At 73.7% G+C, this 18631-nt stretch carries 17 protein-coding genes; 12 read left to right on the top strand and 5 right to left on the bottom strand.

Features of this window, described 5'->3' with window-relative positions:
- The first annotated feature begins 110 nt into the window (after positions 1-110).
- Positions 111-2798 (top strand): alpha/beta fold hydrolase, encoded by a 2688-nt coding sequence (locus AB0I49_RS32765; protein WP_363230813.1) that lies wholly within the window; start codon positions 111-113, stop codon positions 2796-2798.
- Between the two features lie 11 nt (positions 2799-2809).
- Positions 2810-3673 carry an ABC transporter permease subunit gene (locus AB0I49_RS32770; RefSeq protein ID WP_363230814.1) on the top strand — a complete coding sequence of 288 codons (864 nt, stop codon included), beginning with the start codon at positions 2810-2812 and terminating at the stop codon, positions 3671-3673.
- Positions 3674-3847: 174 nt separating this feature from the next.
- Here the strand turns inward: AB0I49_RS32770 and AB0I49_RS32775 are convergent, their stop codons facing one another.
- A complete protein-coding gene (locus AB0I49_RS32775) occupies positions 3848-4771 on the bottom strand; it encodes an SDR family oxidoreductase (RefSeq protein WP_363230815.1) in 924 nt (307 codons plus the stop codon).
- Positions 4768-5682 carry an SDR family oxidoreductase gene (locus AB0I49_RS32780; RefSeq protein ID WP_363230816.1) on the bottom strand — a complete coding sequence of 305 codons (915 nt, stop codon included), beginning with the start codon at positions 5680-5682 and terminating at the stop codon, positions 4768-4770. Before AB0I49_RS32780 ends, AB0I49_RS32775 begins: the two co-directional genes overlap by 4 nt.
- 79 nt (positions 5683-5761) lie before the next feature.
- Here AB0I49_RS32780 and AB0I49_RS32785 point away from each other — a divergent pair, with 79 nt between their 5' ends.
- Genes AB0I49_RS32785 through AB0I49_RS32800 form a run of 4 tightly spaced genes read left to right on the top strand, consistent with a single transcriptional unit; the run spans position 5762 to position 9211 of the window.
- Positions 5762-6505: an enoyl-CoA hydratase family protein gene (locus tag AB0I49_RS32785; protein WP_363230817.1), complete on the top strand. Its 744-nt coding sequence runs from the start codon at positions 5762-5764 to the stop codon at positions 6503-6505.
- Between the two features lie 29 nt (positions 6506-6534).
- Positions 6535-7383, top strand: a complete 849-nt coding sequence (locus AB0I49_RS32790; protein ID WP_363230880.1) for a CoA-transferase — start codon at positions 6535-6537, stop codon at positions 7381-7383.
- The gene (locus AB0I49_RS32795; protein WP_363230818.1) at positions 7380-8150 is read left to right on the top strand and encodes a CoA-transferase; all 771 of its coding nucleotides are present in this window, start codon (positions 7380-7382) and stop codon (positions 8148-8150) included. The genes AB0I49_RS32790 and AB0I49_RS32795 overlap by 4 nt, the downstream gene beginning before the upstream one ends.
- 11 nt (positions 8151-8161) lie before the next feature.
- Positions 8162-9211: a nitronate monooxygenase family protein gene (locus AB0I49_RS32800; RefSeq protein WP_363230881.1), complete on the top strand. Its 1050-nt coding sequence runs from the start codon at positions 8162-8164 to the stop codon at positions 9209-9211.
- Positions 9212-9280: 69 nt separating this feature from the next.
- On the opposite strand, the gene AB0I49_RS32805 is transcribed toward AB0I49_RS32800, so the two are convergent.
- The 3 genes from AB0I49_RS32805 to AB0I49_RS32815 are packed head-to-tail and all read right to left on the bottom strand — an operon-like array spanning position 9281 to position 11916.
- The gene (locus AB0I49_RS32805; protein WP_363230819.1) at positions 9281-10438 is read right to left on the bottom strand and encodes an acetyl-CoA C-acetyltransferase; all 1158 of its coding nucleotides are present in this window, start codon (positions 10436-10438) and stop codon (positions 9281-9283) included.
- A 14-nt stretch (positions 10439-10452) separates the two neighbouring features.
- Positions 10453-11082 carry a TetR/AcrR family transcriptional regulator gene (locus AB0I49_RS32810; RefSeq protein ID WP_363230820.1) on the bottom strand — a complete coding sequence of 210 codons (630 nt, stop codon included), beginning with the start codon at positions 11080-11082 and terminating at the stop codon, positions 10453-10455.
- A 30-nt stretch (positions 11083-11112) separates the two neighbouring features.
- On the bottom strand, positions 11113-11916 hold the full coding sequence (locus AB0I49_RS32815; RefSeq protein ID WP_363230821.1) for an SDR family oxidoreductase: 804 nt from the start codon (positions 11914-11916) through the stop codon (positions 11113-11115).
- 46 nt (positions 11917-11962) lie between these two features.
- On the opposite strand from AB0I49_RS32815, the gene AB0I49_RS32820 reads away from it, so the two are divergent.
- The 6 genes from AB0I49_RS32820 to AB0I49_RS32845 all read left to right on the top strand — a co-directional run bounded on the left by AB0I49_RS32820 (position 11963) and on the right by AB0I49_RS32845 (position 18603).
- Positions 11963-12835 carry an enoyl-CoA hydratase gene (locus AB0I49_RS32820; RefSeq protein WP_363230822.1) on the top strand — a complete coding sequence of 291 codons (873 nt, stop codon included), beginning with the start codon at positions 11963-11965 and terminating at the stop codon, positions 12833-12835.
- Positions 12835-14007: an acyl-CoA dehydrogenase family protein gene (locus AB0I49_RS32825; protein ID WP_363230823.1), complete on the top strand. Its 1173-nt coding sequence runs from the start codon at positions 12835-12837 to the stop codon at positions 14005-14007. Before AB0I49_RS32820 ends, AB0I49_RS32825 begins: the two co-directional genes overlap by 1 nt.
- Complete coding sequence (locus AB0I49_RS32830; RefSeq protein ID WP_363230824.1) at positions 14004-15014, top strand: acyl-CoA dehydrogenase family protein; 1011 nt, start codon at positions 14004-14006, stop codon at positions 15012-15014. Before AB0I49_RS32825 ends, AB0I49_RS32830 begins: the two co-directional genes overlap by 4 nt.
- A 22-nt stretch (positions 15015-15036) precedes the next feature.
- On the top strand, positions 15037-16752 hold the full coding sequence (locus AB0I49_RS32835) for an FUSC family protein (protein WP_363230825.1): 1716 nt from the start codon (positions 15037-15039) through the stop codon (positions 16750-16752).
- 205 nt (positions 16753-16957) lie between these two features.
- Positions 16958-17440 carry a MarR family transcriptional regulator gene (locus AB0I49_RS32840; protein ID WP_363230882.1) on the top strand — a complete coding sequence of 161 codons (483 nt, stop codon included), beginning with the start codon at positions 16958-16960 and terminating at the stop codon, positions 17438-17440.
- Positions 17441-17829: 389 nt separating this feature from the next.
- On the top strand, positions 17830-18603 hold the full coding sequence (locus tag AB0I49_RS32845; RefSeq protein WP_363230826.1) for an SCO2525 family SAM-dependent methyltransferase: 774 nt from the start codon (positions 17830-17832) through the stop codon (positions 18601-18603).
- The last annotated feature ends 28 nt before the right edge of the window (positions 18604-18631 follow it).

Raw genomic sequence — 18631 nt, forward strand, 5'->3', positions numbered from 1 at the left:
GGACCGTACCGCTGTCGCCGTACGGTCCGGGGCCCGCGCGGCTCCCCCGCCGGTGCGCCTTCGCGCAGGTGGCGCGGCAGGTGGATGAAGACTCCGTTTAGCATGCGGGCATGAAGCTGCGTTTGCCCCGACGGCGCGGACGGCTCGTCGCCGCCCTGGCCGCCGTCGCCGTGCTCGCCGGGGCCGGTACCTGGACGGCGGCCGCCTCCGGCGGCGAAGCCCCCGTACACCGCGAAGACCACGTACTGTCGCTGCCCGAGTCGCCGGGGTCCCGTGCCACGGTCCGCGTCGACACGTCGTTCTTCACCTCCGGGGGTACGGAGCGCAGACCGGCCGTCCTGCTGGCCCACGGCTTCGGCGGCAGCAAGGACGATCTGCGCGGCCAGGCGGAGCACTTGGCGCGCGACGGCTACGCCGTGCTCACCTGGTCGGCGCGCGGCTTCGGCAGCTCCACGGGCCGTATCGGGCTCAACGACCCGCGGCACGAGGTCGCCGACGCCGGCCGGCTGATCGACTGGCTGGCGAAGCGCCCGGAGGTCCAACTCGACAAGCCCGGCGACCCGCGGGTCGGCGTGGCGGGCGCCTCCTACGGCGGCGCGCTCTCGTTGCTCGCGGCGGGGTACGACAAGCGCGTGGACGCCATCGCCCCGCAGATCACCTACTGGAACCTCGCCGACTCCCTCTTCCCCGACGACGTCTTCAAGAAGCTCTGGGCCGGGATCTTCTTCACCACCGGCTCGACCACGACGGGGATCGGCGACGCGAAGGCGGCGCCGTCGCAGTCGTCGGGGTGCGGGCGGTTCGAGAAGGCGCTGTGCGAGATGTACGAGCGGGTCGCCGTCGCCGGGAAGCCGGACGCGCGGGCGCGCGAGCTGCTCCAGGAGCGCAGCCCGTCCGCGGTCGCCGACCGGATCAAGGTGCCCGCGCTCATCACGCAGGGTCAGACCGACTCGCTCTTCCCGCTCGGCCAGGCCGACGCCATGGCCAGGGCGATCAGGGCCAACGACGCGCCCGTGGCCGTGGACTGGATCGCGGGCGGCCACGACGGCGGCGAGCGCGAGACGGCCCGGGTGGAGCGGCGCACCGAGGCGTGGTTCGACCGCTACCTCAAGGGCGACAAAGGGACGGACACCGGGCCCGCCTTCCGCGTCACGCGGACCGGCGGCGTCGACTCCACCAACGGCGCGGCGCAGCTGCGCGGCGCGAGCGGCGACCGCTATCCGGGGCTGTCGAACGACGAGCGGCCGGTGAAGCTCACGGGCGGCGAGCAGACCTTCGCCAACCCGGCCGGAGCGGGCCCGGCCGCGATCTCCTCGGTGCCGGGCATCGGCTCCATCGCCCAGCTCTCCGGCCTCGGCGCGGGACTGTCCCTCGACTTCCCCGGCCAGTACGCGCGCTTCGACTCCGCGCCGCTGTCGACCGGGGTGCGCGTCACCGGGTCGCCGCGCGTGAAACTGCGCGTCAAGGCGGACGGCGGCGAGGCCGTGCTGTTCGCCAAGGTCTACGACGTCGGGCCGAACGGTCAGCAGCAGTTGCCGTCCCAGCTCGTGACGCCGGTCCGGGTGAGCGGCGCGAAGGACGGCCGCACCGTCGAGGTGCGGCTGCCGGCCGTCGACCACAACTTCGCCGCCGGGCACCGGATGCGCCTGGTCCTCGCCGCCACGGACATGGGCTACGCCTCACCGGTCGAGCCCGCTTCGTACAGCGTCTCGCTCGCCGGCGAGGGGCTGCTGGCGCCGACCGCGCCCGGCGTGCGGACCGCGTCCGCCGGGCTGCCGTGGTGGACGTGGGGGCTGCCGGCGGCGGGCGCGGTCGTCGCCGTGGCCCTGCTGCTCGTCGGCCGCCGCCGCACCGCGACCCCCGCGCCGGACGCCGGCCTCGCCGACGTGCCGCTGGAGATCACGGACTTGAGCAAGCGGTACGCGCGGTCCGCCGACCGCTACGCGGTGCGGGACCTGTCCTTCCGGGTGGAGCGCGGGCAGGTGCTGGGGCTGCTCGGCCCCAACGGCGCGGGCAAGACCACCACGCTGCGGATGCTGATGGGCCTGATCCGGCCGGACGGCGGCGCCATCCGGGTCTTCGGGCACGCGATCCGGCCGGGCGCGCCGGTGCTGTCGCGGGTCGGGGCCTTTGTGGAGGGCGCGGGGTTCCTGCCGCATCTGACCGGCCGGGCCAACCTCGATCTGTACTGGCGGGCGACCGGCCGGCCCGCCGAGGACGCCCACCTCGACGAGGCCCTGGAGATCGCCGGGCTGGGCTCGGCGCTGGACCGCGCGGTCCGTACGTACAGCCAGGGCATGCGGCAGCGGCTGGCCATCGCGCAGGCCATGCTCGGGCTGCCGGACCTGCTGATCCTGGACGAGCCGACGAACGGCCTCGACCCGCCGCAGATACGCGAGATGCGCGAGGTGATGATCCGTTACGCGGCGGCCGGGCGCACCGTCATCGTCTCCAGCCATCTGCTGTCCGAGGTGGAGCAGAGCTGTACGCACCTGGTGGTGATGGACCGCGGGCGGCTGGTGCAGGCCGGGCTGGTCGCGGAGATCATCGGCTCGGGCGACACGCTGCTCGTCGGCGTGGAGGGCGGGCTGTCCGACACCACGCCCGAAAAGGTGGCCGCGCTGCCGGGCGTCGCCTCGGCGGTGCCCGCCGAGGAGGGGCTGCTGGTGCGGCTGGAGGGCATCGGCTCCGCCGAACTCGTCGCGGAGCTGGTCCGGCTGGAGATCCCGGTGGCGAGCGTCGGCCCGCACCGCCGCCTGGAGGACGCGTTCCTGACCTTGATCGGAGGCTCCTCGTGAGCAGTACGTCCATGAGTACGGCGCCCACGCCGGGTCCGTCCGCGCCGGGCTACCGGGCCCGGCACACGCTGCCGCTGCGCGTCGAGGCGATGCGGCAGCTGCGGCGGCGGCGCACGCTGGTGGTCGGGGCGGTGCTGGCGGTGCTGCCGTTCGTGCTGATCGCGGCGTTCGCGATCGGCGGGCAGCCGAGCGGCCGGGACGGCCGGGTGTCGCTGATCGACTCCGCGACCGCCTCCGGCGCCAACTTCACCGCGACCTGCCTTTTCGTCTCGGCGGGTTTTCTGCTGGTGGTGCCGGTGGCGCTGTTCTGCGGCGACACGGTGGCGTCCGAGGCGAGCTGGTCCAGTCTGCGCTATCTGCTGGCAGCGCCGGTGCCGCGGGCCCGGCTGCTGCTGAGCAAGCTGGCGGTGGGGCTGGGGTTCAGCGCGGCGGCGATGGTGCTGCTGCCGCTGGTCGCCCTGGCGGCGGGCACGGCCGCGTACGGCTGGGGCGACCTACGGCTCCCGACGGGCGGCGCCCTCCCCTCCGGCGACGCCGTGCCGCGGCTGCTGCTCGTGGTCGCGTACATCTTCGTCGGCCAGCTCGTCACGGCCGCCCTCGCCTTCTGGCTCTCCACGGTCACCGACGCGCCCCTCGGCGCGGTCGGCGGCGCGGTCGGCCTGACCATCGTCGGCAACGTCCTCGACGCGGTCACGGCCCTCGGCCACTGGCGCGACTTCCTCCCCGCCCACTGGCAGTTCGCCTGGGCCGACGCGCTCCAGCCGCAGCTGGAATGGGGCGGCATGATCAGGGGCTCGGCGGTTTCGGTGGCCTACTCGCTGGTGTTCTTCGCCCTGGCCTTCCGGCACTTCCGGGCCAAGGATGTCGTGTCCTGACACGCCGCCCGCCAAGCGTCCGGCCTGGCCCGGCGCAGGCGGGCGCGGACGGCGGGCCCGAGCGGGCCCACAAGATCGCTCATCCGCCCATCGCACCCGCGCGGCGCGCCCGGCGCATCGGACGGTCGCCTCGGACGATGGTCCTGCGCCTGCCCCCACCGCCTGGGCCCTCGCTCACCCTGCCCCGTACACCGGCTGCGGCTCCGCCGCGCGCGCCAGGAGTTCCAGCGCGGCGTCCCCCGCCTCGTCCGGGGTCCAGCGGGCGCCCTTGTCGGCGGTGGGGCCGGGGCGCCAGCCCTCCATGACGGTGATGCGTCCGGCCTCGGCCTCGAAGACGCGGCCGGTCACCCCGGCGCTGGCGGCGGAGCCCAGCCAGACGACGAGCGGGGAGACGTTGTCCGGGGCCATCGCGTCGAACGCGTCGCCGCCGGGGGCGGCCATCGTCTCGGCGAAGGTCCGCTCCGTCATGCGGGTGCGGGCGGCGGGGGCGATGGCGTTGACGAGGACGCCGTAGCGGGACATCTCGGCGGCGGCGACGAGCGTCAGGCCCAGGATTCCGGCCTTGGCGGCGGAGTAGTTGCCCTGTCCCACGCTGCCCAGTAGCCCCGCCCCGGAGCTGGTGTTGACGACCCGCGCCTCGGGGGTGCGGCCTGCCTTGGACTCGGCGCGCCAGTACGCGGCGGCGTGCTTGAGCGGCAGGAAGTGGCCGCGCAGGTGGACCCGTACGACGGCGTCCCAGTCGTCCTCGTCCAGGTTGACGAGCATCCGGTCGCGGAGGAAGCCCGCGTTGTTGACCAGGGTGTCGAGCCGCCCGTACGCGTCGAGGGCCGTGGCGACCAGGGACTGGGCGCCCTTCGCGGTGGCGATGTCGCCGCCGTGCGCGACGGCTTCGCCGCCCGCCGCGCGGATCTCGTCCACGACGCGCCGCGCGGGGCCGTCGGCGGGGCTGTCGGCCGGGCCGTCGCCGTCGAGGCCGACGCCGAGGTCGTTGACCACCACTTTGGCCCCCTCGGCGGCGAGGGCGAGCGCGTGGGCGCGGCCGAGCCCGCGGCCCGCGCCGGTGACCGCGGCGACGCGTCCGGCACAGATTCCGGTCATGTCATCTCTCCTTGTTCGGCGATGCGTTCGGCGATGCGTTCGGCGGTGCGTTCGGCGGTGCGTTCGGCGCTGGACTGAGGGGCGATGGTTTCGGCGACGGGATCGCCGTGAGACCAGTCGTGAGCCCCGCCGTGAGTCCCGTCGCGGTTGACCGTCGCGGCGTCCAGGAACGCGGGGCGCTCCCCTCCCCCGTGCACCAGCAGGCTCGCCCCGGTGACGTACGCGGCGAGGTCGGACGCGAGGAAGACGCAGGCGTCGCCGATCTCGGCGGGTTCGGCGAGCCGGCCGAGCGGCACGGTGCGGCCGACGGCCGCGATGCCCTGTTCGTCCCCGTAGTGGAGGTGCGAGAGCTCGGTGCGGACCATGCCGAGGACCAGGGTGTTGACGCGGACGCGGGGCGCCCATTCGACGGCCATGGAGCGGGCCAGGTTCTCCAGGCCCGCCTTGGCGGCGCCGTACGCGGCCGTGCCCGGCGAGGGCCTGGCGCCGCTGACGCTGCCGATCATGGTGATGGAGCCGCCGGCGGCGGCCAGCGCCCGGTGCGCGGCGAGCGAGGCCGTCATCGGGGCGATGAGGTTGAGTTCGACGGCCCGCGCGGCGCGCCTCGGGTCGCTGTCGGCGAGCAGTCGGTACGGGCTGCCGCCGGCGTTGTTGACGAGGGCGTCGAGCCGCCCGTACGCGTCCTCGACCCGCTGGAAGAGGCGGGCGACGGCCTCCGGGTCGCGGAGGTCCACGGCGTGGAAGCGGGCGGTTCTGCCGCCGGCCTCGACGGGGTGGTCGGGCGGGCGGCGCGCGCAGGCGACGACGTCGGCGCCGGCGGCCAGCAGGGCGCGGCTGATGCCCGCGCCGACGCCCCGCGTGCCGCCGGTGACGACGGCGACGCGGCCGGACAGATCGATGGTGACCGTCACGTGGCACCTCCCGCAGCGGGCGATCCGCTGCTACCTTCTCACCTAACAAACGTTTGGTGGAAAGGTAGCTGATCCGCTCATGGGTGTCTCCACCTCCGCACCGCACGACGGCGTCCGCGTCGTCACGGTGGACTTCCCGCCGGTCAACGCCCTCCCCGTACGCGGCTGGCACGAACTGGCCGAAGCCGTACGGGACGCGGGAGCCGACCCCGGCGCACGCTGCGTCGTGCTGACCGCCGCCGGACGCGGCTTCAACGCGGGCGTCGACATCAAGGAGATCCAGCGCTCGGCGGGCCACGAGGCGCTCATCGGCGCCAACCGCGGCTGCTACGAGGCGTTCGCGGCGGTCTACGAGTGCGAGGTGCCGGTGGTGGCGGCCGTGCACGGGCACTGCCTCGGCGGCGGCATCGGGCTCGTCGGCAACGCCGACGCCATCGTCGCGAGCGAGGACGCCGTCTTCGGCCTCCCGGAGCTGGACCGGGGGGCGCTCGGCGCGGCCACCCACCTCGCCCGGCTGGTCCCGCAGCACCTGATGCGCGCCCTCTACTACACCTCGCGGACCGCGACCGCGCGGGAGCTGCACCGCCACGGCTCCGTCTGGCAGGTCGTCAGCCGCGAGGAACTGCCGGACGCGGCCCTGGCGTTGGCCCGGGAGATCGCCGCGAAGGACGGCGCTCTGATCCGGCTCGCCAAGGCCGCCATCAACGGCATCGACCCGGTGGACGTGCGGCGCAGCTACCGCTTCGAGCAGGGCTTCACCTTCGAGGCCAACCTCAGCGGCACGGCCGACCGCGTCCGCTCCGCCTTCGGCAGCGAGGAGTAGCCGTGGCCCGCGACAGGACCGAGAAACTCATGACGGCCGATCAGGTCGCCGCCCGCCTGGAGAGCGGCATGACGGTCGGCATCGGCGGCTGGGGGTCGCGGCGCAAGCCGATGGCCCTGGTGCGGGCGGTGCTGCGCTCGGAGGTGACCGATCTGACCGTGGTCTCCTACGGCGGCCCGGACGTGGGGCTGCTGGCGGCCGCCGGGCGGATACGCAAGCTGGTCGCGGCGTTCGCGACGCTCGATTCGATCCCCCTCGAACCCCACTTCCGCGCCGCCCGCCAGCGCGGGGACTTCGAGCTGATGGAGCTGGACGAGGCGATGTTCATGTGGGGGCTGACGGCCGCGGCGCACCGGCTGCCGTTCCTGCCCGTACGGGCCGGGCTGGGCTCCGACGTGATGACGGTCAACCCGTCGCTGCGCACGGTCACTTCGCCGTACGAGGACGGCGAGGAGTTCGTGGCCGCGCCCGCGCTGAAGCTGGACGCCGCGCTCGTCCACCTCAACCGCGCGGACGCGCACGGCAACGGCCAGTACCTGGGCCCGGACCCGTACTTCGACGACCTGTTCTGCGAGGCGGCCACGGACGCGTACGTCTCGTGCGAACGCGTCGTCGGGACCGCCGAGTTCGCCGAAGCGGGCGGCCCGCAGACGCTGCTGGTGGGGCGTCAGGAGGTGACGGGCGTCGTGGAGGCCCCGAACGGGGCGCACTTCACGTCCTGCGTGCCGGACTACGGCCGCGACGAGCCCTTCCAGGCCGCGTACGCCAAGGCCGCCGCCGACCCCGCCGCCTGGCGGGAGTTCGCCGAGCGCTTCCTCGGCGGGGACGAGGACGCCTATCAGGCCGCGGTCGCGGCCTTCGCGAAGGAGGGCGCGTGAGCGAGCCGGGGACTTCGGGGGCGACGCGGGCGGAGTACTGCGTGATCGCGTGCGCGGAGGCGTGGCGCGGCGACGGCGAGATCCTGGCCAGCCCCATGGGCACGGTGCCGAGCGTCGGGGCGCGGCTCGCCAAGCTGACGTTCGCGCCCGAGCTGCTGCTCACGGACGGCGAGGCGCTGCTGATCGGCGATGTGCCGGCGCTCGGCGAGGCGTCGCGGGTCACCGAGGGCTGGCTGCCCTACCGGCGGCATCTGGCGATGGTCACCGGCGGCAAGCGCCATGTGATGATGGGCGCGAGCCAGCTCGACCGCTACGGCAACCAGAACATCTCCTGCATCGGCGACTGGCAGCAGCCGTCCCGGCAGCTCCTCGGCGTGCGCGGCGCGCCCGCCAACACCCTGAACAATCCGACGAGTTACTGGGTTCCCAAGCACTCGCCACGGGTGCTGGTGGAGAAGGTCGACATGGTGTGCGGCGTCGGCTACGAGCGGGCGGCGGCGGCCGGGCCGTCGGCGACGCGGTTCCACCGCATCCCGCGGGTCGTAACGGATCTCGCCGTCCTCGATTTCGAGACGCCGGACCACCGCATGCGCGTACGGTCCCTGCACCCCGGCGTGGACGCGGACCGGCTCCGCGAGGCCACGGGCTTCCCGCTGGACGTGCCGGACGACGCCCCTCGCACGCGCGAGCCGACCGCCGAGGAGCTGCGGCTGATCCGGGAGGTCATCGATCCGCGCGGGCTGCGGGAGAGGGAGGTCCGGCCGTGAGCGACCGGCGGATCGCGACCCCGTTCACCGAGCTGGTCGGTGTGCGCCATCCGCTGGTGCAGACGGGCATGGGCTGGGTCGCGGGCCCCCGGCTGGTCTCCGCGTCCGCGAACGCCGGGGCGCTCGGCATCCTCGCCTCCGCGACCATGACGGTTCCTCAACTGCGCTCCGCGGTACGGGAGGTGAGGTCGCGTACGGACGCGCCGTTCGGCGTCAATCTGCGGGCGGACGCGGGCGACGCGGCGGAGCGGGTCGGCGTGATCATCGAGGAGGGGGTGCGGGTCGCGTCCTTCGCGCTCGCGCCCTCGCGGGAGCTGATCGCCCGGCTCAAGGACGCGGGCGTCGTGGTCATCCCCTCCGTCGGCGCGCGCCGCCACGCCGAGAAGGTGGCGGCCTGGGGCGCGGACGCGGTCGTCGTCCAGGGCGGCGAGGGCGGCGGCCACACCGGGGAGGTCGCCACGACCGTACTGCTCCCCCAGGTGGTCGACGCGGTGGACATCCCCGTCGTCGCGGCCGGCGGTTTCCGCGACGGGCGCGGTCTCGTGGCGGCTCTGGCACACGGCGCGGCCGGGATCGCCATGGGCACCCGCTTCCTGCTGACGGCCGAGAGCACGGTGCCGGACGCGGTGAAGGCGAAGTACCTGGCGGCCACCGTCAAGGACGTCACGCTCACCACCAAGGTGGACGGGCTCCCGCACCGGATGCTGCGTACGGAGCTGGTGGCGGAGCTGGAGCGCTCGGGCCGCGCCGCCTCGCTCGTACGGGCGCTGCGGCACGCCGCATCCTTCCGGAAGCTCTCGGGGCTGAGCTGGCCGGCCATGGTGCGCGACGGGCTCGCGATGAGGCACGGCAAGGAGCTGACCTGGAGTCAGGTCCTGCTGGCCGCCAACACGCCGATGCTGCTGCGCGCGTCGATGGTGGAGGGCCGCACCGATCTCGGCGTCATGGCCGCGGGCCAGGTCGCCGGCCTCATCGAGGACCTGCCGAGCTGCGCGGAGCTGGTGGACCGCGTGATGGAGCAGGCATGCGCGACGCTGGCGGGGCTGCCTGCCCCCGAGTGACGCCGAGCGCCTGGCGGCGGGGCCGAGGCCCCCGGTGATCCCCCGGGGGCCGGTCCGCGACAGCCGCCGCTACAGCCTCTCGATGATCGTGACGTTCGCCTGGCCGCCGCCCTCGCACATCGTCTGGAGGCCGTAGCGTCCGCCCGTGCGTTCCAGTTCGTGCAGGAGCGTGGTCATGAGCCGGACGCCGGTGGCGCCCAGCGGGTGGCCCAGCGCGATGGCGCCGCCGTTGACGTTGACCTTCCCGGGGTCCGCGCCGGTCTCGCGCAGCCAGGCCAGGACGACGGGTGCGAACGCCTCGTTGATCTCGACCAGGTCGATGCCGTCCATCGCCATGCCGGTCTTCTTCAGCGCGTGCGCCGTGGCCGGGATGGGAGCGGACAGCATCCGGATGGGGTCCTCGCCGCGTACGGAGAGGTGGTGGACGCGGGCGCGCGGCGTCAGCCCGTGGTCGCGTACGGCCTGTTCGGAGGCGAGGAGCAGGGCGGCGGCGCCGTCCGAGACCTGCGAGGAGACGCCCGCGGTCAGGGTGCCGCCCTCGACGACCGGTTTGAGGGCGGCCATCTTCTCCAGCGAGGTGTCGCGGCGCGGGCCCTCGTCGGCGGCCACGTCGCCGTACGCGACGGTCTCGCGGGCGAAGCGGCCCTCGTCGAGGGCGCGGACGGCCCGCTGGTGGGAGCGGAGCGCGAATTCCTCCATGTCCCGGCGCGATATGCCCCACTTCTCGGCGATCAGTTCGGCGCCGTGGAACTGGTCGACGGGCAGGCCGCCGTAGCGCGCCCGCCAGCCCCGCGACCCGGCGAACGGCCCGTCGGTGAGGCCGAGCGGTTCGGCGGCCTTGCGGCTGGCGAAGGCGATGGGGATCTGCGACATGTTCTGGACGCCGCCGGCGACGACGAGGTCCTGGGTGCCGGAGAGCACGGCCTGGGCCGCGAAGTGGACGGCCTGCTGGGAGGAGCCGCACTGCCGGTCGACGGTGACGCCGGGCACCTCCTCGGGGAGCCCGGCGGCCAGCCAGCTGGTGCGGGCGATGTCGCCGGCCTGCGGGCCGACGGCGTCGAGGCAGCCGAAGACGACGTCCTCGACGGCGGCCGGGTCGATGCCGGAGCGCTCCACGAGGGCCTGGAGCACATGGGCGCCGAGGTCGGCCGGGTGGGCCCCGGCGAGTCCGCCGCGGCGGCGGCCGACGGGGGTGCGTACCGCTTCGACGATGTATGCCTCGGCCATGGCGTGGTCTCTCCCTAGGGGGTCGGGGGCTGTTCCCGCAGGGCGATGCCGTCCAGCACCATCGACAGGTACTGGCGGGCGATCTCCTCGGGGCTGTGGGCGCCGCCCGGCCGGTACCAGGACGCGGCGACCCAGACGGTGTCGCGGACGAAGCGGTAGGTCAGGCGGATGTCGAGGTCGGCGCGGAAGACCTCGGCCGCGACGCCGCGCTCCAGGGTGCCGAGCCATGCCTGCTCGAATTTCCGCTGCGATTCGGTGAGGTAGCGGAAGCGCGGCTGCGCGGCGAGGTGGCGGGACTCCTTCTGGTAGATGGCGACGGCGGCGCGGTGCCGGTCGATCTCCCGGAAGGACTCGGTGACCAGGGCCTCGATGGTCTGCCGGGGGTCGAGCCCGGCGGCGAGCACGGCGTCGTACCCGGCCCAGAGCTCGTCGAGGAAGGCGGTCAGGATCTCGTCGAGCATCGACTCCTTGGAGTCGAAGTGGTAATAGAGGCTGCCCGCGAGCATGCCCGCCTCGTCGGCGATCCGGCGGACGGTGGTGGCGTTGTAGCCCTGCGCGGCGAAGACCTCGGCGGCGGTCGCGAGCAGTTCCCCGCGCCGCTCGGGCGAGGGGGTCACGGTGGGTTTCTTCTTGCTGTTCGGCACTCCCCCATTCTCGTCCCCCGGCCTCGTCGCTCACGCATGCTGGCTGCTGACCGGCACGCACTCGCCGGTCATGTACGAGGAGTAGCCGCTGGCCAGGAAGACGATCACGTTGGCGACCTCCCAGGGTTCGGCGTACCGGCCGAACGCCTCCCGCTCGGTGAGCTCGGCGAGCAGTTCGGGCGTGGTGACCTTCACGAGGTGCGGGTGCATGGCGAGGCTGGGGGCGACGGCGTTGACGCGCACGCCGTAGTCGGCGGCCTCGACAGCCGCGCAGCGGGTGAGGGCCATCACCCCGGCCTTGGCGGCGGCGTAGTGCGCCTGGCCGCGCTGGGCGCGCCAGCCGACGACGGAGGAGTTGTTGACGATGGCGCCGCCGCGGCCGGACGCCCGCATGCGGCGCAGGGCGGCGCGGGTGCAGCGGAACGTGGAGTTCAGGGTGGTGTCGAGGACCTTGTCCCACTGGTCGTCGGTCATCTCGACGAGGTCGGCGGTGCCGCCGAGCCCGGCGTTGTTGACGACGATGTCGAGGTGTCCGTGCCGCTCCTCGGCGAGGTCGAAGAGCGCCGCGACCTGGGCCTCGTCGGTGACGTCGCAGGGCAGTGAGGCGACGCTGTCCGCGCCGAACTCCTCGGCGAGCGCGGCCGTGGACTCGGCGAGCCGGCGGGCGTGCAGGTCGCCGAGGACGACGCGGGCGCCTTCCTGGAGGAACTTGCGGGCGGTGGCCCCGCCGATGCCGGCCCCGGCGGCGGCGGTGACGACCGCGCCGCGGCCCGCGAGCAGTCCGTGGCCGGGGACGTACGGCACGGGGGCGCGGGATTCCTCGACGCTGCTCATGGCGTTACGTTAACCTACCAAACACTTGTTAGGGAAGGAGTCGCCGATGACCGCCGCCCACGACGAACCCCATGACACGCCCCATGAAGAGACGGTGCGCTACGAGGTGAGCGGCCCGGTCGCCACCGTCACCATGAACCGGCCCGCCTACCGCAACGCCCAGAACTCCGCGATGACGTACGCGCTGGACCGCGCCCTCTACCGCGCCGCCGACGACGACACGGTCAAGGTCGTCGTCCTCGCCGGGGCCGGCGAGCACTTCAGCGCCGGGCACGACATCGGCACCCCCGAGCGCGACGCCCATCTCCCCTTCGACCGCAAGGCCGGGCTGTGGTGGGACCACTCGGACAAGGCGGGCGCGGAGAGCCGCTTCGCGCGCGAGTCCGAGGTGTATCTGGGCATGTGCCGGCGGTGGCGCGAGCTGCCGAAGCCGGTCATCGCGTCCGTTCAAGGGGCGTGCGTGGCGGGCGGGTTGATGCTGGCGTGGGTCTGCGATCTGATCGTCGCCTCCGAGGACGCGTTCTTCGCGGACCCGGTCGTGCGGATGGGCATCCCCGGCGTCGAGTACTTCGCGCACCCGTGGGTCATGCCGCCGAGGATCGCCAAGGAGTTCCTGTTCACCGGCGAGCGGATGAGCGCCCGGCGCGCGTACGAGGTGGGGATGGTCAACCGCGTCGTGCCGCGGGCCGAACTCACCGTCCGTACGGGCGAATTGGCGGCCCGTATCGCCGACATGCCGCGCATGGGGCTCGCGCTCACCAAGCGCGCCGTCAACCAGGCCGAGGACCTCCAGGGCCTGCACACGGGGCTGGACTCCGTCTTCGGCCTGCACCACCTCGCGCACGCGCACAACGCGGAGACCGCGGCCGACCCGCTGGGCGGCATGGACGTGCGCGCCATGAAGAAGGCGGGCTCCTGATGGATCTCGACTTCGGCGCCGAGGAGGACGCGTTCCGGGCCGAGGCCCGGCAGTGGCTCGCCGGGCACGTGCCGGCCGTGCCGCTGCCCTCGCTGGAGACGCGCGAGGGGTTCGCGGCCCACCGGGAGTGGGAGCGGACGCTGCACGCGGACCGCTGGTCGGCGGTCTCGTGGCCCGAGGAGTACGGGGGCCGGGCCGCCTCGGTCCTTCAGTGGCTGGTCTTCGAGGAGGAGTACTACGCGGCGGGCGCGCCCGGCCGCGTCAGCCAGAACGGCATCAGCCTCCTCGCGCCCACCCTCTTCGAGCACGGCACCGAGGAGCAGCGCGCCCGCGTGCTGCCCGCGATGGCGAGCGGCGAGCGGATCTGGGCGCAGGCGTGGTCCGAGCCGGAGGCCGGGTCCGACCTGGCCTCGCTGCGGTCCACGGCCACGCGGGTGGACGGCGGCTGGCTGCTCGGCGGGCTGAAGACCTGGTCGTCGCGGGCCGCCTTCGCCGACGCCGCCTTCGGCCTGTTCCGCAGCCACCCCGACGCGGACCGGCCGCACCGCGGGCTCACGTACGCGATGTTCCCGCTGGATGCGGAGGGCGTGACGGTGCGACCCATCGGCCGCCTCGACGGGAAGCCCGCGTTCGCCGAACTGTCGCTGGAGCGGGTCTTCGTGCCCGACGAGGACGTCATCGGCGAACCGGGCCAGGGCTGGCGCGTGGCGATGAGCACGGCGGGCAACGAACGGGGGCTGACGCTGCGCAGTCCTGGGCGGTTCACGGCCGCCGCCGGACGCCTCGTCGGCCTGTGGCGGGAGAGCGCGGACACGGGGGTTCCGGCGCTGCGCGACCGGGTCGCGGACGCCGTGATCGGCGCCCGCGCGTATCAGCTGTTCACGTACGCCAACGCCTCGCGCATCGCGGCGGGGGGCGCGATCGGGGCCGAGTCGAGTCTGAACAAGGTGTTCTGGTCCGAGCTGGACATCGCGCTGCACGAGTGCGCGCTGGACCTGCTCGGGCCGCTCGGCGAGCTGGCGGAGGGCGCCGAGGACGCGCCCGCGCACGGGAGTTGGGCGGACGGCTACACCTTCTCGCTCGCCGGTCCGATCTACGCGGGCACCAATGAGATCCAGCGGGACATCATCGCCGAGCGGTTGCTGGGCCTGCCGAAGGGACGCCGGTCGTGAGGTTCCTCCTGGACGACGAGCAGACCGAGTTCGGCCGCACGCTGGACCGGATGCTGTCGGCGGCCGACACGCCGTCGGCGGTACGGGCCTGGGCGGCGGGCGATCACGGGCCGGGCCGGGCGCTGCACGGCCGGCTCGCCGAGGCGGGGGTGTTCGCGCTGGCGGTGCCGGAGGCGTACGGCGGCGTGGGGCCGCTGCCCGTCGAACTCGCCGTGTCCTTCGTGGAGTTGGGGCGGCATGCCGTGCCGGGTCCGCTGGTGGAGACGGTCGCGGCGGCCGCGCTCTTCGGCCGGCTGGCGCGGGAGGGCGAGGCGGCGGGGGCGAAGGAGTGGCTGCCGCGGCTGGCGGACGGCCGGGCGGCGGTGTCGCTCGCGGTGCCGGGGCAGAGTCCGTACGCGCTGGACGCCGACGCGGCCGACGCGGTCTTCGCCGTGACGGCGGCGGACGAGCTGCGGCGGTGCGGCGGGCACGGCCCCGTACAGCCGTCCCTCGATCCCGCCCGGCGTCTCGCGCGGCCTCATCCGGCGGGCGAGGCGGTGGCGAGCGGGCTCGCGGTGCGGGCGGCGGCGCATCACGCGGCCGACTGGGCGGCCTTCGCGACCGCCGCGCAGGCGCTGGGCACGGGGCTGGCGCTGTTGGAGCAGACGGTCGCGTATGTGCGGCAGCGGACGCAGTTCGGTGCGGCGATCGGCTCGTTCCAGGCGGTCAAGCACCGGCTGGCGGACACGCTGGTCGGGCTGGAGTTCGCCCGGCCGCTGGTCTTCGGGGCGGCGGTGGCGCTGGGGTCGGGGGCGGCGAGCGCCGGGGCCGAGATCGCGGCGGCGAAGGTCGCGGCGGGCGAGGCGGCGTACGCGGCGGCCCGTACCGCGCTCCAGCTGCACGGGGCGATCGGCTACACCGCCGAGCTGGATCTGTCGCTGTGGATCGGGAAGGCGCGGGCGCTGCGGTCGGCCTGGGGGACGCCCGCGGAGTGCCGGGCGCGGGCGCTGGACATATTTCACGAGTAAAATACCTGCTAACGTTATATGTATGGCGAAGCACGCGAAGCATCGGAGAACCCTCAAGGAGCCCTCACCGTCCACCCCGGCACGCGGCGTCCGCGTACGCCCGCTGCCCGTCCGCAGCGCGGTACGGCTGAACCGCGCCGCGGACATCTGGCACAAATCCGCGCTCAGCGCGGGCGTCGCGATGGCGATCCCGAATCTGACGCTGCTCGCCACCGGCCATCTCCAGTTCGCCCTGTACACCTCCGCCGGGGCGCTCTGCGCGCTCTACGGCCACGCGCAGCCGTACGCGGCCCGCGCCCGTACCCTCGCCTGGGTCGTGCTCGGCATGGTCGCGAGCGTGGCCGTCGCCCTGGTCAGCTCGTCCCTGATCACCTCCGCGCCGCTGCTCGTGCTGATCGCCTCGCTGCTCGCCGCCCTGCACAAGATGGTCTGCGACGCCACGCTGATCGGGCCGCCCGGCAACATCATCGTGACCTTCGTGACGGCCAGCGCCTTCTTCGTGCCGCAGCACATCGGGGACGTCCCCTTCCACCTGGGCATCGTGCTCGCCTGCGGGGCCCTGTCGTGGCTGGTGTGCATGGCGCCCGCGCTGGTCCGGCCGCGCGGGCCCGAGCGCATCCTGACCGCCCGCGCACTGGAGGCCGCGGCCCGCGCGCTGCGGGCCGAACCGGGCGCGGGCCGCGGCCCTCGGCACGCCACCGCCACGGCCGTCAACGCGGCCTGGCACGCCCTCTTCCTCGTCCGGGACCGCGACGTGAAGCTGGAGCGGCTGCTGATCCGGGCCGAGTCCACGCTCGCCGTCGCGCCCGGCGCCGACGAGGCGGGCCGGTTCGAGATCTGGGCGCGGGACCTGCGCAAGGGCCGGCCGCTGCCGCTGGTCGCGCTGACGCCCGCGCAACGCGCCGAGCTGCTCGGCGTCGGCGCGGACGGCGACCGGCACGCGCCCCGCCGCCCCTCCCCCGACCGGCCGCGCGGCTTCGGCGCCGTACTGCGCCGGCTCCGGCCGGGCTCCCCGCTGCTGCCGATCGGCGCGCGGGTCGCGGCGGGGTGCGCCGTGGCGGGCTGGGCCTCGATGGCGGTGGGCGTCGGCCACCCGTACTGGGCGGTGGTCACCGCCGCCGCGGTCTTCCAGGCCAACACCACCCTCACCTGGAACCGGGCGCTCCAGCGGACCCTCGGCAACTTCCTCGGGCTGCTGCTGTTCACCGCGCTGCTGCCGCTCATCCGCACCGGGCACCTCACGATGGTCCTCCTGGCGCTCGTCTTCCAGATCTGCGCGGAGGCGTTCATCTCCCGCAACTACTGGCTCGGCAGCGTCTGCGTGACCCCGATGGCACTGCTGCTCACCGAGTTCGCCAACAACCTCCCGGCCTCACGGCTCATCGCCGACCGCTGGATCGACACGGTCGTCGGCGCCGTGGTCGGGGTGCTGGCCTGCGTACTGGTCACCAACCGGCGCGCCACCGACCGGATCGAGTCCGCCCTGCGCCACGTCTCCGAAGCACGCGAGTCGGCCGTGCGGCTGCTCGCCACCTCACACGACCACCACGAGGCGGGCTGGGCCCGCGACCGCCTCGCGGCCGCGCTCATCGAACTGCGCGAGGCCGTGGACGTCGCCTCCGGCGAGTGGTGGCAACGCGCCCTCCCCGAGGAGCGGGTGGCCCTCGCGGAACAGGAAGGCCACCGCACCCTGGCCTCCCTCGTCCGCCGGCTGTCCGCCCCGGTGATGGCGGCTTGAGCCGTCATCATCTGACACGACGACAGCCCCGGCGGGCCCCAGGCGTTCCCGCGGGCCGCTCGGTGGCAGCTCCTCCTTCCGGCAAGCGGCAGAATTGGGCGGACTGTGAGCGGAGAGGACCGACATCGTGGCCGAAGACGCCAAGGACACCGCGGGCGCTGACAACGTCGACCGCGCCGATCACGCCAACGACACTGTCGCGCGGGTGGTGCGCGAGTGGCAGCGGGTGCACCCCGGCATCGACACCTCCCCGATGGCCGTGATCGGCCGGCTCAACCGCTGTTCCGCGCTGCTGCGACAGGCCACCGACGCCCCGCTGGTGCGGGAGGGGCTCACCCGTCCGGAGTTCGACATCCTCGGCACGCTGCGCCGTACGGGCCGCGAGCTGACGCCGGGGCAGCTGGCGCGCGAGACCTTCGCCTCAGGGGCGGCGGTGACCAAGCGGCTGCGCGTGCTGGAACAGCGCGGCCTCGTCGCCCGCCGACCCGACGTCCGGGACCGCCGCGTCGCCCATCTCTCGCTCACCGAGGAGGGCCGCGCCCTCATCGACCGGCTCCTGCCGGACCAGCTCGGTTACGAGTCGGCCCTGCTCTCCGGGGTCGCCCCGGAGCGCCAGGCCGCCCTCGCGAAGACCCTCGGCGAGCTGCTCGTCCTGCTGGAGGGGCGACTCGGCGGTCTTCAGCCCTGAACGGCGCGCGGTGCGCGGGGGCGGGAGAGCGGGGCCGTCGGGTTCCGGTCATGGTCGCGGTTTCCCGCCCGTATCCGATCCGCCGCTGTTCTTCCGCGCGTGCGTGCCGCCTCCGGCGGCGGCCATCGTGCCGAATTGGCCGGTACGGGCCCCGAAGCGCCGCGAGTAGCACGCCCTATCAATGTGTCAACGGGGCGCGCATTCACTATCGGGTGAACATCTTGAGAGGGTTCCTCCGGGCGCTCCGGTCACTTTCCGGTCATCGAGCATCCACTTCCGGCAGGCGTTCTCAAGGTCATTGTCAGCTTCGCTCCGGCGCTGTCATGCGCCTTCCGTAAATCCTCTACTCCGCAGACCCGGTGGGGCGACTTGGCGCTAACATCGATTGCATGGATCTCACGTCAGAGGGTGACACGCTGTGTCTCAACAGGGACGCACCTTGGGACTCGTTCGACTCCCAGTCATACATGCAGCACAACTACAGTGCGCTGCGCACGGACGACGAAGAGATCATCAATGTCGTAAGAGACTACTTCTCCGATCACTTCCGAACGAACCCGGAACGGCCGGTTTCGGGCATCGATGTGGGTGCAGGGGCCAATCTCTATCCCGCGTTCTCGCTCCTGCCGTGGTGTGACCAGATCACCCTGTACGAGCGATCGGCGCAAAACGCCGCCTGGCTGCGGAACCAGGTTCCTCGGTACGACGACAGCTGGGCCCCCTTCTGGCAAGTGCTGTGCAAAGAAGAGGAATATCAGGACATCACCGACCCGCGGGCGCGCTTCAAGCACTCCGTGACCGTCGAGGAAGGCGACCTGTTCCGGCTGCCCGAGCGGCTGCGGAATCAGGGGGTCGGGACGATGTTCTTCGTCGCGGAATCGCTGTCGACCTCCCACCGGGAGTTCGAGGGCGCGGTGGCCGCGTTCATCGGATCGCTGGCGCCCGGCGCGCCGTTCGCCGCCGCGTTCATGGAGAACTCGGGCGGCTACTGGGTCGGCGACGACCTGTTCCCCGCCTGCGAGGTCGGCAGCGCGGAGGTCGAGGCCAGTCTGGACCCGCACGCCACGGTCAAGACGCTGAGGCGGTTCGGGCTGCCCGAGGGCCCGGTGCGCGAGGGGTACACCGGCATGATCCTGGCCTGCGGCCGGCGCGACCCGGCCTGACCATTCCGCACGCGGACGCTCTCATCCA

The sequence above is a fragment of the Streptomyces sp. NPDC050617 genome (assembly GCF_040654795.1).
In the GTDB taxonomy this organism is placed as follows: domain Bacteria; phylum Actinomycetota; class Actinomycetes; order Streptomycetales; family Streptomycetaceae; genus Streptomyces.

What these genes read in the sequence shown, in the direction of transcription:
- AB0I49_RS32765 (WP_363230813.1), top strand. Translation starts at nt 111, where the DNA reads ATGAAGCTGCGTTTGCCCCGACGGCGCGGACGGCTCGTCGCCGCCCTG.
- AB0I49_RS32815 (WP_363230821.1), bottom strand. Translation starts at nt 11,916, where the DNA reads ATGAGCAGCGTCGAGGAATCCCGCGCCCCCGTGCCGTACGTCCCCGGC.
- AB0I49_RS32845 (WP_363230826.1), top strand. Translation starts at nt 17,830, where the DNA reads ATGGATCTCACGTCAGAGGGTGACACGCTGTGTCTCAACAGGGACGCA.
- AB0I49_RS32770 (WP_363230814.1), top strand. Translation starts at nt 2,810, where the DNA reads ATGAGTACGGCGCCCACGCCGGGTCCGTCCGCGCCGGGCTACCGGGCC.
- AB0I49_RS32825 (WP_363230823.1), top strand. Translation starts at nt 12,835, where the DNA reads ATGGATCTCGACTTCGGCGCCGAGGAGGACGCGTTCCGGGCCGAGGCC.
- AB0I49_RS32805 (WP_363230819.1), bottom strand. Translation starts at nt 10,438, where the DNA reads ATGGCCGAGGCATACATCGTCGAAGCGGTACGCACCCCCGTCGGCCGC.
- AB0I49_RS32775 (WP_363230815.1), bottom strand. Translation starts at nt 4,771, where the DNA reads ATGACCGGAATCTGTGCCGGACGCGTCGCCGCGGTCACCGGCGCGGGC.
- AB0I49_RS32790 (WP_363230880.1), top strand. Translation starts at nt 6,535, where the DNA reads ATGACGGCCGATCAGGTCGCCGCCCGCCTGGAGAGCGGCATGACGGTC.
- AB0I49_RS32820 (WP_363230822.1), top strand. Translation starts at nt 11,963, where the DNA reads ATGACCGCCGCCCACGACGAACCCCATGACACGCCCCATGAAGAGACG.
- AB0I49_RS32785 (WP_363230817.1), top strand. Translation starts at nt 5,762, where the DNA reads ATGGGTGTCTCCACCTCCGCACCGCACGACGGCGTCCGCGTCGTCACG.
- AB0I49_RS32835 (WP_363230825.1), top strand. Translation starts at nt 15,037, where the DNA reads ATGGCGAAGCACGCGAAGCATCGGAGAACCCTCAAGGAGCCCTCACCG.